Origin of the sequence: Vibrio kagoshimensis (assembly GCF_050337535.1) — a bacterium.
Classification (GTDB): domain Bacteria; phylum Pseudomonadota; class Gammaproteobacteria; order Enterobacterales; family Vibrionaceae; genus Vibrio; species Vibrio gallaecicus.
This window is the reverse complement of the sequence record NZ_JAKJSZ010000008.1, coordinates 62,698-74,492: the sequence shown is the minus strand read 5'-3', so window position 1 is coordinate 74,492 and position 11,795 is coordinate 62,698. Positions and strand designations below refer to the sequence as shown.

The 11,795-nt window shown below is 41.1% G+C and carries 9 protein-coding genes; 6 read left to right on the top strand and 3 right to left on the bottom strand.

Annotated features, from left to right (window positions below; all coding sequences use genetic code 11):
* The first annotated feature begins 564 nt into the window (after positions 1-564).
* Entirely contained in the window at positions 565-1,668 is a 1,104-nt protein-coding gene (locus L4C37_RS09095; protein WP_429768382.1) for an acyltransferase family protein, read from the top strand.
* Positions 1,669-2,529: 861 nt separating this feature from the next.
* Here the strand turns inward: L4C37_RS09095 and wecA are convergent.
* Positions 2,530-3,594 (bottom strand): UDP-N-acetylglucosamine--undecaprenyl-phosphate N-acetylglucosaminephosphotransferase, encoded by a 1,065-nt coding sequence (gene wecA, locus L4C37_RS09090; RefSeq protein WP_429768381.1) that lies wholly within the window; start codon positions 3,592-3,594, stop codon positions 2,530-2,532.
* 323 nt (positions 3,595-3,917) lie between these two features.
* On the opposite strand from wecA, the gene galE reads away from it, so the two are divergent.
* The 3 genes from galE (at position 3,918) to gpmM (ending at position 7,414) form a co-directional block, all read left to right on the top strand.
* On the top strand, positions 3,918-4,928 hold the full coding sequence (gene galE, locus L4C37_RS09085; RefSeq protein WP_429768380.1) for a UDP-glucose 4-epimerase GalE: 1,011 nt from the start codon (positions 3,918-3,920) through the stop codon (positions 4,926-4,928).
* A 290-nt stretch (positions 4,929-5,218) separates the two neighbouring features.
* Positions 5,219-5,638, top strand: a complete 420-nt coding sequence (locus L4C37_RS09080; protein ID WP_429768379.1) for a VanZ family protein — start codon at positions 5,219-5,221, stop codon at positions 5,636-5,638.
* Positions 5,639-5,881: 243 nt separating this feature from the next.
* Positions 5,882-7,414, top strand: a complete 1,533-nt coding sequence (gpmM, locus tag L4C37_RS09075) for a 2,3-bisphosphoglycerate-independent phosphoglycerate mutase (protein ID WP_273296240.1) — start codon at positions 5,882-5,884, stop codon at positions 7,412-7,414.
* A gap of 80 nt (positions 7,415-7,494) precedes the next feature.
* Here the strand turns inward: gpmM and L4C37_RS09070 are convergent, their stop codons facing one another.
* Both L4C37_RS09070 and L4C37_RS09065 read right to left on the bottom strand, forming a co-directional pair.
* Positions 7,495-7,971 (bottom strand): methylated-DNA--[protein]-cysteine S-methyltransferase, encoded by a 477-nt coding sequence (locus tag L4C37_RS09070; protein WP_429768378.1) that lies wholly within the window; start codon positions 7,969-7,971, stop codon positions 7,495-7,497.
* A gap of 81 nt (positions 7,972-8,052) precedes the next feature.
* Positions 8,053-9,390 (bottom strand): MATE family efflux transporter, encoded by a 1,338-nt coding sequence (locus L4C37_RS09065; protein WP_137374061.1) that lies wholly within the window; start codon positions 9,388-9,390, stop codon positions 8,053-8,055.
* A 254-nt stretch (positions 9,391-9,644) separates the two neighbouring features.
* Here L4C37_RS09065 and L4C37_RS09060 point away from each other — a divergent pair, with 254 nt between their 5' ends.
* Positions 9,645-9,935 carry a co-chaperone GroES gene (locus L4C37_RS09060; protein WP_137374062.1) on the top strand — a complete coding sequence of 97 codons (291 nt, stop codon included), beginning with the start codon at positions 9,645-9,647 and terminating at the stop codon, positions 9,933-9,935.
* A 53-nt stretch (positions 9,936-9,988) separates the two neighbouring features.
* Entirely contained in the window at positions 9,989-11,635 is a 1,647-nt protein-coding gene (gene groL, locus L4C37_RS09055; RefSeq protein ID WP_137374063.1) for a chaperonin GroEL, read from the top strand.
* Positions 11,636-11,795 lie beyond the last annotated feature (160 nt).

Here is an 11,795-nt window from a genome sequence, read left to right as displayed (position 1 = left end):
GGTTGGTATCACCTTATGAGTTGTTTTTAGCTCTTTGTAGGGTGTTAGCCGGCCAAGTAATGATAAGGCTCGAAGAATAACTTACATATAATTTAAGAAACTATTAGGGAATCACCTTTGGTTTAGGAAGTGTTTCTTAGATATAGTCGGTGTAAATAAAGAAGTCATGTGACTATATGACAGCCCCAAGATGAGAAAAACATAAACACTGCCTCTATAGAATAGCTGATAGCGCGAAATTCCCTTTCTAGAGTATTATAAAGCAAGATGATCTTTTAAATAACTGGATGATGTTTATATTTTGACATTTTTTCGTTTTAATTTAAGAATATATAATTATATCTGATTAGCTTTTGTATCCTCTTAATTAGCAATATTTCTTTTTATCTTGTAACTAAAATAGTCAGTGAGCCCTAAGGGTTGATTCTTAGTTAATTATGTATTTAAAGCGAGTTTGGATTTTCGACTATAGCGATATTTTGATTATTATTTTGAACGCTCTTAATTCGATGGGATAGTACGTTTAACAACAAATTTTATGATTTAAAATAAACAGGAGTTACTTTGAAATTAACACAGCTAGAATCACTTAGAGGCGCTATGGCCTTATGGGTGTTCGTCAGTCATGCTCTTCCTTCTGCTGGAATTGATCGTGATAGTGCCAATTTATTCTATAAATTATTCCTTAGTGGAGGTCTTGCTGTAGATGTATTTATAATTCTTAGTGGCTTTGTTATTACTCTAACATTAAATAAGCAGTATCTGGCTAATACTTATACTTATATAGATTATATAAAAGCCAGATTTTTTAGAATATTTCCTATATTGTTTGTAACTACGATTTTTGCTGCACTACTCATAAATGTTTCTATCTCAGCACTAGAAACTTTACCATGGGAAATTAAGCAGAATTTTACCAGGTTAGAATATTTAGATGCATCACGCAGTAATATTTATACTCATATAGTTGCTCATATGAGTATGATGCACGGTGTTTTAGATTTTATTCTACCTTACTCTTCATATTCGATTAATGGTCCCGCGTGGAGCATATCACTAGAGTGGCAGTTTTACTTAATTGCCCCTTTTATTATTGGCGTTATTTTTAAAAACAAAATTGCTTGCAGACTTACAACATTTGTTGTTGTTGTAGCTGTTTTTATGACTTTTATCAGGTATTTCTATAGTTATCCGTCTTTCTTACCTAATAAAATTGAGTTTTTTATAGTTGGTATTTTTTCATATTTAATATATGAAAAGTTTAAAAATACTGCAATTGCATTGCATTATTTTATTATTTTAATCTCTGTTGTGTTTTTATTGACAAAATCTATTCCATTGTTTATTTGGAGTTTGTTTCTTTGGCTTATCTTAGACAGCAGTAGTACATTATCTAGAAGAGTTTCATGTCTTGTTAATATCCATATTTTCCAATCCTTTGGGAAGATGTCTTATTCATTCTATTTGATTCATATGCCTGTAATATATTTGTCTATGTATGGGATTAACTTGTATTTTACAAATTTATCTCAAATGGATTACTTGTTGTGCTTATTGTTTTCATCATTTTCGATAACATTGTTAATATCTTATTTTTTATATGAATATGTTGAAAAATCGTTTATTAAAATAGGAAAAAAAATCAAACTTAACCGAGGTTCAATTTGATTTTTATTTGATAGTGGCTGTTTTTTTAGCAAAGCATATTATGCAATCGAATAAGTAACAGCCTCTACAGGGAAGACAAAACACTTAAACAGGCACGTTATCCAAGTTATGGTTGTCTAGCGTGTGACTGCTTTGTCTTTTTAAGACCCTAAGTGACATGATGATTTCTCAAGATCAGCTTATGATATTTGCTTGCTCGGATACGGTACAAAGAGTAATGGGTTAACTACATGAAATGTATGCTGGATAGCAATGTATTATGAAAGAGTACGTAATCAACTTGAAAGCGTCTGTTCGAAGGATACTCCGTTTTCTTGAGATACTTATAACGTAAGTAAATCTAAGCCTGAGGGTGTTTTGAAGCTGATAGAGCTTTGTTCATATACTCAGATAAAGATTTGAAGAAACGTGAATGTAAACCTATAAAAGCGGTGGTAATTCTAAAGAATACTAGGTACTAGTGCTGGCTGTAAGAGGCTGGAGGGATATATTTTGAATCGCTATTATCTGATGAGATAGAGGGGGCGTAAAGGTAAGCTTGAAAAATATAATGCTCTCTGTATCGATGGTCATACACCTTAAATCAGTTAGTGTTTAAATAACTCAATATATCTCTTGGTATTAACGTTATTGACCAAGGGGGTTCATGTTTAGAACGTGAACCCCTACTACTGCTGAAACAAGAAATGGATTTAGCGATTTCATAGCTCGTAGCAAAATATCTTGATTGGAATTTGTATATGAGCGTTACGGATAGCTTAACGAAAATTAAGTCTTCAATAACAGTGAAAGGAAAAATCGCCAATAAATAATTTATTGCCTACGGACTCTCGGATTCTAGTATATTTCTCTAATTAGTACTTAATATGCTTTATTAGGTGATTTTTTACAACGTTTAACCCATCCCGTAATACGCCATACATAGCTCATTGCAATTGCATACCCTAAAAAGCAAATGATGAATAAGGTGAACATAGTTCTTTCTGAAATACCATGTATTTCTCCGTAAATACCAAACCCAGCAAAAACACCAGCGATAAGGCATATGATAGCTAGTGTTTGCCTAGGGGTGCAGCCTAGGCGCTGGAAAATGTGGTGCAAATGTTCCCTGTCTGGTTTAAACGGTGAGTCACCACGACGTACGCGCCTAAACATAATGGCTGCCATATCCATTAGTGGGATGGCGATTAACCAAAGTGCAGTGATCGGTCTCATCAGTATCTCTGAGGATTCTTGGCTAGCGCCAAGCAGTAGCCAAATAACGGTGAATCCAATCATCATGCTCCCTGCATCGCCCATAAAGACTTTACGCTCCCGCCCCAAGATGCCTAAATTCATCAGGATGTAAGGGATAATAGCGACAATAAATACAACACATAAATAAGCTAACCCGTGCTGGCTGTCGACCTTTAGTAAAACCGCAATTGCAGCAAAAGTCACAATCGCAAGACCACCTAAGAGTCSATCAATACCATCTACCATATTGAAAGCATTAATAGCTCCAATAACAGCAAGAATGGTAATAATAGGGCTCAATAAGCCTAAATGAATGTCTCCAAAACCAAAGATATTACCAATGTTTTCCAGTTGGATATCCGCAAAACATATCATTGCAATGGAAAGAACTGCTTGGACTGCCAGCCTGATTTTAAAGCTGATATCGAATTTGTCATCCAGTGCGCCAACTATAATTAAAGCTGCGATACATGAAAGAAATAAGTAACTATGTGGGATGATATTGGGGTTAGAAGCAATGTACTGTCCTATTGAGAGGCAAATTGAAATCCCTCCGACAAGTGGTACTGCTCCTGTGTGCAGTTTACGTGCGTTAGGCTTATCCACAAGACCTATAGACTTCGCTACTTTACGCATAAGAAATAATGATGTAAAAGAAAAAAAGCCAACAAAAGAAAGTTCTAAAAGCATGTTTAACTCTAGCCAATGATTATTAGTATTTTAAATGTAATAATCATACGTGAAAAACGTTGCGATGTACATTGAGTTGATTATGATTTGGTCATTTCATAATTGACTTTATATATCCTAGACCTATATTGATTATTGTAATTATATTGTGATACTCACTATTAACAGACCGTTATAATATAAGTTATGTCTGAAAATACAGATTTTAAATCGGAGAAGAATTGTCTGTATTTTGAACTATGCTCCTGATTAGTATGTGGATAAACAGGCAGGAAACTGGTCTTGCACATAGTCTTTATTGAGGGGGGGGGGCGGGGCAATCAATGAAAATTTTAGTGACCGGTGGTACTGGTTATATTGGCAGCCATACTTGTATTCAAATGATTGAAGCGAGTATCACGCCCATCATTTTAGATAATCTCTACAACAGTAAGTTAATGGTGTTAGAGCGCGTGAATCAAGTGGCTGGCATTACGCCTGTTTTTTACCAAGGTGACATTCGAGATCCTGCGATTTTACAAACCATTTTTTCTGAGCATGACATTGACGGAGTGATCCACTTTGCGGGTCTTAAAGCTGTGGGTGAATCGGTTGAAAAGCCATTGATGTATTACGATAACAACGTGTCGGGTACGTTAAACCTAGTCAGTGAAATGGATAAAGCGGGCGTAAAGAGCATCATCTTTAGTTCGTCAGCGACGGTCTATGGCGATCCTGCTTCTGTGCCTATTCGGGAAAATTTCCCAACATCAGCAACCAACCCATACGGTCGCAGTAAGTTGATGGTCGAAGAATGTTTAACTGATTTCTATAAAGCGAACCCAGAGTGGAGCATTACACTGCTTCGTTACTTCAACCCTGTGGGCGCGCATGAATCGGGCTTACTTGGTGAAGATCCGCAAGGTATTCCAAATAATCTTCTGCCGTTTGTCGCGCAGGTTGCGGTCGGTCGCCGTGAAAAGCTTGGTGTTTTTGGCGATGATTATCCAACACCGGATGGAACGGGCGTACGTGATTATATCCATGTGGTTGATTTGGCTGATGGCCATTTAGCGGCGTTAAATAAAGTGGGCAGCCAGCAAGGTTTGCATATCTTTAACCTTGGTACGGGACAGGGCAATAGCGTACTTGAAATGGTTGCCGCGTTTGAGCAAGCTTCAAATCGTGCTGTGCCTTATCAAGTGATGCCACGCCGCGCCGGCGATATAGCGGAGTGCTGGGCAGACCCAAGTTACGCGGAAGAAGTTCTGGGTTGGAAAGCAACGCGTTCATTGCAAACCATGGTGGAAGATGCGTGGCGCTGGCAATCGAATAATCCAGAAGGGTACAAGTAGTCGGTTACATACGTATTATTTGCTTAAAGGGCTAGGTATTTATTACCTAGCCCTTTTGTGTTTTTGACTAGAAAATTAAAATTTACTCATAGAGAGGCGAGTGGTAATGAGCGCTGTAATATTCTGAATCAATTTAGCGTGGTGATAAATCGATGCTTGGTGACTTTTCTTTCACTCAAACCTTGTATAATTTTCCTAGTTTTAGTTTGAAGATTTTTTTCACTATCCGCCGCGGGTTTAGGCAGATAAAATACGATCGAACCTCTCACCTTTTTAAGTAATGACTCTTTATGCCAATTAATGATATTTCGATAGCGTCTAATAAAGGTTCTCGTAAGTTCGGGCTTTCACATCTACGCCTTTTCTCTATTGTTTGTCAGTTAGCTTTACTGTGTGTGCTTGCTGGTATTTTTTATCTATCTCTTACACCTAATTATTCTGCGACGATCATGAGCTTTGATGGCGCCGATAAAATTAAACATGCCTATGCGTATTTTGTTCTAGGGCTGGTGGCCTTTGCTGCGGTTCCAAGGCGTTATTTTGTATTTACGTTAGTGGGTTTTTGGGCTATGAGCGGTGGTATTGAGCTATTACAAGGGGCTCAAGCTACGCGTCATGCCTCTTTCTATGATTGGCTCGCGAACTTAACGGGCTTAACTATGGCGTACTTAGTCGCGTTTATGTATCAAAAGAGTCGGTCTACTGCTTAAAGAAGGCTTGTCTGGTTCGCTTTATTCGAATTGCTAGTCATATAAAATAACGGCTAAGAATCACCTTATCATGAAGGAATAAATAGCCTCACGCTGTTCATCAAATGATGCTTTTTTTCATATCTTGTCATCCTACCTGCCACCTTTCTTGATCTTCCACTACAGTTTTGACTGTAAACTGTAGTAAAATTACGCTAATTTGTTTTTATACCGATTTATTTTGAATTGAACGAGGTCAGTCCTATGTCAGCTAAGAAGCCAATGGCTCTAGTGATCCTTGACGGTTACGGTTACCGTGAAGACAACCAAGACAACGCAATTGCGAACGCAAATACGCCAGTTTTAGATGGTCTTATTGCAAGCCAACCAAACACTTTAATCTCAGCTTCTGGCTTAGATGTAGGTCTACCTGATGGTCAAATGGGTAACTCTGAAGTAGGTCACACTAACATCGGCGCTGGTCGTGTTGTGTATCAAGATCTTACTCGTATCACTAAGTCGATTGCTGACGGCGAATTCGCTCAAACCGAAGCGCTAGTTAATGCTGTCGATAAAGCGGTTAAAGCGGATAAAGCGGTTCACATCATGGGGCTTATGTCTCCAGGTGGCGTTCACTCTCATGAAGACCACATCTACGCTGCTGTTGAAATGGCTGCTGAACGTGGCGCAGAAAAAATCTACCTACACGCTTTCCTAGATGGTCGTGATACACCGCCGCGCAGCGCTGAAAACACGCTAGCACGTTTCCAAGCGCTATTTGCAAAGCTTGGTAAAGGTCGTGTTGCTTCTCTAATTGGTCGTTACTACGCAATGGACCGTGACAACAACTGGGATCGCGTTCAAGAGTCTTACGACCTTCTTACACAATCGAAAGCAGAATTCACGTTTGATACTGCAGTTGCAGGTCTTGAAGCGGCTTACGCTCGTGACGAAAATGATGAATTCGTGAAAGCGACTGAAATCAAAGCGGAAGGTGAAGAGTCTGCAGCTATCGTTGATGGCGATGCGGTTATCTTCATGAACTACCGTGCTGACCGTGCTCGTGAAATTACTCGCGCATTCGTACCTGATTTCGATGGTTTTGCTCGTAACGTATTCCCAGCGATCGATTTCGTGATGCTGACCCAATACGCAGCAGACATTCCACTTCTTTGCGCATTCCCACCGGCCTCTCTAGAGAACACATACGGTGAATGGCTATCAAAAGAAGGTAAAACGCAGCTACGTATTTCAGAAACTGAAAAATACGCGCACGTTACTTTCTTCTTCAACGGTGGTAAAGAAGACGAGTTTGAAGGCGAAGAGCGCCAACTTGTTGCTTCTCCAAAAGTAGCAACGTACGACTTGCAGCCAGAAATGAGCGCGCCAGAGCTAACAGATAAGCTTGTTGCTGCAATTAAAGGTGGCAAATACGATGCTATCGTTTGTAACTACCCGAACTGTGACATGGTTGGTCACACTGGTGTTTACGATGCTGCAGTGAAAGCAAGTGAAGCACTAGATGAGTGTATTGGTAAAGTAGTGGCTGCGATTAAAGAAGTCGATGGTCAATTGCTTATCACGGCTGATCACGGTAACGCTGAAATGATGGTTAACCCAGAGACAGGTGGCATCCACACTGCTCACACTAACCTTCCTGTTCCGCTTATCTACGTAGGTAACAAAGACCTTGAGTTTAAAGAAGGCGGTAAGCTTTCTGATTTAGCACCAACTATGCTATCTCTATCTGGTATTGATATCCCGGCAGAAATGTCTGGTGATGTACTAGTAAAATAATGAACGCATAATCGTTCATTATGCTGTCGCTTCGATGGCTTAATATTATGTAAAGCCCTGCATTTTTATGCGGGGCTTTTTTATTTCTCTGAGTTTTTCTTCTCGAAGTTTAATAACCACTCTTTGCGACTCATGCCTCCGGTATAACCCGTTAAAGTGCCATTTGCACCAATCACACGGTGGCATGGGATTACGATGCTAAAAGGGTTCTTTCCATTTGCCCCGCCAACCGCTCTTACCGCTTTGGCGTTTTCCATGCGTTTTGCTTGCTCGCCATAACTAATGGTTTCTCCGTAAGGTATGGTTTGTAATGAAAGCCACGCCGCTTCTTGAAATGACGTGCCTTTAGAAGAGAGAGGCAAGTCAAAGGCTGTACGAGAGCCTGAGAAGTATTCATCAAGTTGCTTGGTGGCTTGCTCGCATAGTTTATCTGGGTTTTCAGTAATGGGTTCTTCATGGTTTATATGGTCAATTTCGATGATGGCATCGCCATTACTGATAATCACCATGGTGCCAATAGGTGCCTGATAAACGGCAGTAAAAGTATTCGTGTTCATTGGTTACCTTGGATATTTTAAATGTGAGAGTGGGCAGTGCTCTCGTTTCACTTTTTTGAATCGCGTATTTTCGCTGTAAGGTCACTCAGCTAAGGCTGCTTTTCGCTCTCTAACTGCAAATAAATAACCTGAAACCCCTCCGGTAATATTGCCTAACGCGATACCAATGAAGAGTCCTTCAATGCTGTATAGATAACTGCCCAACCAAGCAAAAGGTAGGGTGAAAATGAACAGCCGCATGAAGCTCCACTGGAAAGCTTTTAAAGGCTGATGCATGGCGTTCAGCCCACTGACTAACATCATCACAATGCCTTGGAACCCATAACTAAAAGGTACAACCAACAGGTAATGCCACAATAGATCTCGAACGGTTTCTTCTTGAGAAAATAGGGCAGCAAGTGGAATGCTAAGTGGTACCATCATCAAAAAGATCAATGCTTGGAAGAGTAATGAAAACCGCATGCTTATAAACAAGCCTTGAAAGCTACGTTTAGGGTTATTCGCCCCAAAGTTTTGCGCCATAAAAGGCGTGAGCACAGAGGTCAAAGACATGAGAACCAAAATCAGAATGGACTCAATACGCTGCGCAGCACCATAAGCGGCGACCGCTTCCGTACCGTGTTTAGCGAGCATCATCATAATTATCGCGCCAGCTAATGGGTTCATCGCATTAGATAATGCCGCAGGTGTGCCTATTTTTAAGATAGTACGCCAGTCGTTGATGATTTCATCAAAGCGTGGCAAAGCCAGTAATTTTTCACGCTTGATGAGTACATAGAGCGATCCGCAAAGCGCTCCGAACCAACTGAATCCACTGGCAATGGCGGCACCTTGAATACCCAGTTCGGGAAACGGACCGTAACCAAAGATAAGTAATGGATCGAGAATGCCATTGATGAATCCTGCCAACATCATGATCTTAGCGGGTGTTTTAGTATCCCCTGTGGCTCGGATTGCACTGTTTCCCGCCATTGGGATCACCAATAACGGAATAGTGATATACCACACTTGCATGTATTGCTTAATGAGTGGAATAAGGTCGGGCTCGGCACCTAGTAACGAAAACAGCGGCTCAATGCTATAAAGCCCAAGAGTCGATGCGAGAATGACTAAGGTGACGGCCAATAACAAACCATGAGTGGTAAAACGAGCAGCATTTGCGGAATTGCCTTGCCCTAAAAGTCGCCCGATACAGGCAGAGATGCCGACGCCAATGCCCATCGTAATGCAGTTTACCGCGAAGGTGACGGGGAAGGTAAAGCTGATCGCCGCCAGGGCTTGTGTGCCGAGCAGCGAAATAAAGAAAGTATCGATGAGATTAAACATCAAGATGGCGATCATGCCGAATACCATCGGAACGGTCATCGTTCTTAATGTTTCAGGTATGGGAGCGGTGAGTAAGCCATGCTTATCTTGCATACTGGTGACCTAACTGCATACTTTGTGAGCCCAACATATCGAAACCATCTAGAACAAAAACGTAGGATACAGGAAGCACTCTTCAGCTCCTAGAAGCAGAGTGTGAGAGTGAACACGCCTTTTCGTTAAATTAATCACACTTTTTCCGTTGCTCCCCCTTGGGATCTAGTGGTTTCTCCCCAACATACTTTACTAATCACATGCCAATATCGGCACTTATCAAATTAAATGGAAATTATCAGGAGAGACGACCAATGAATATCCGTCCATTACACGACCGAGTTATCGTTGAACGCCAAGAAGTTGAATCTAAATCTGCTGGTGGCATTGTCCTAACTGGCTCTGCTGCTGAGAAGTCGACACGTGGTACGATCCTAGCGGTAGGTAAAGGTCGTATTCTTGAAAACGGTAGCGTACAAGCGCTAGATGTTAAGGTTGGCGATACTGTTATTTTTGCAGAAGGCTACGGCACTAAAACTGAAAAAATCGACGGTAAAGAAGTTCTTATCATGTCTGAAAACGACATCATGGCGATCGTAGAGTAATCCGCGCCACATATATTGAACTGACTGAATAAAGAATTTTAAAGGAAATTAAGATGGCTGCTAAAGACGTTAAATTTGGTAATGACGCACGTATTAAAATGCTAGAAGGTGTAAACGTTCTGGCTGACGCTGTAAAAGTAACGCTAGGTCCTAAAGGTCGTAACGTTGTTTTAGATAAATCATTTGGCGCACCAACAATCACTAAAGATGGTGTTTCAGTTGCACGTGAAATCGAACTTGAAGACAAGTTCCAAAACATGGGCGCACAAATGGTTAAAGAAGTGGCTTCGCAAGCAAATGATGCGGCGGGCGACGGAACAACAACAGCAACAGTATTGGCTCAATCTATCATTGCTGAAGGTCTAAAAGCGGTTGCTGCTGGCATGAACCCAATGGATCTTAAGCGCGGCATCGACAAAGCAGTTATTGCTGCAGTTGAAGAGCTAAAGAACCTTTCTGTTCCATGTTCAGACACTAAAGCTATCGCGCAAGTAGGTACTATTTCTGCGAACTCTGATTCAACAGTGGGTAACATCATTGCTGAAGCGATGGAAAAAGTAGGTCGTGATGGCGTTATCACGGTTGAAGAAGGTCAGGCTCTACAAGATGAGCTAGACGTAGTTGAAGGTATGCAGTTCGACCGCGGTTACCTATCTCCTTACTTCATTAACAACCAAGAAGCGGGTTCTGTTGATCTAGAAAGCCCATTCATTCTTCTTATCGACAAGAAAGTATCAAACATCCGTGAACTTCTTCCGACTCTAGAAGCGGTTGCTAAAGCATCTCGTCCACTTCTAATCATCGCTGAAGATGTAGAAGGCGAAGCTCTAGCAACTCTAGTTGTGAACAACATGCGTGGCATCGTTAAAGTAGCCGCTGTTAAAGCGCCTGGTTTCGGTGACCGTCGTAAAGCAATGCTTCAAGATATCGCTATCCTAACTGGCGGTACTGTGATCTCTGAAGAGATCGGTCTAGACCTTGAGAAAGTAACGCTAGAAGACCTAGGTCAAGCTAAGCGCATTACTATCACAAAAGAAAACTCAACTATCATTGATGGTGCGGGTGATGAAGTGATGATCAAAGGTCGTGTTGCTCAAATTCGTCAACAAATCGAAGATGCGACGTCTGACTACGACAAAGAGAAACTTCAAGAGCGCGTAGCTAAACTAGCTGGCGGTGTTGCAGTAATCAAAGTTGGCGCAGCAACTGAAGTTGAAATGAAAGAGAAGAAAGACCGTGTTGAAGATGCACTTCATGCGACTCGCGCTGCTGTTGAAGAAGGTGTGGTTGCTGGTGGTGGTGTTGCACTTATCCGCGCTGCGTCTAAAGTTGCTGGTCTTGAAGGCGACAACGAAGAGCAAAACGTAGGTATCCGTGTTGCACTACGTGCAATGGAATCACCAATTCGTCAAATCACTAAGAATGCTGGTGATGAAGAATCGGTTGTTGCTAACAACGTTCGTGCTGGTGAAGGTAACTACGGCTACAACGCGGCTACTGGCGAATACGGTGACATGATTGCAATGGGTATCCTAGATCCAACTAAGGTAACGCGTTCTGCACTTCAGTTCGCAGCATCAGTTGCAGGTCTTATGATCACAACAGAAGCTATGATCACTGATAAGCCTCAAGATTCAGCTCCTGCAATGCCTGATATGGGTGGCATGGGCGGTATGGGTGGCATGGGCGGTATGATGTAATCCTCCCATAGGCTAACCATTTATACTGGCTACTTAAATCAAAGCTGACAGTATAGATAAGCTTATATGAATAGAAACCGAAGCAGTGATGCTTCGGTTTTTTTATCTTTATTATCTAATATTCGTATTTTGTTCTATAAAAAATTGCGCATGCTTGAAA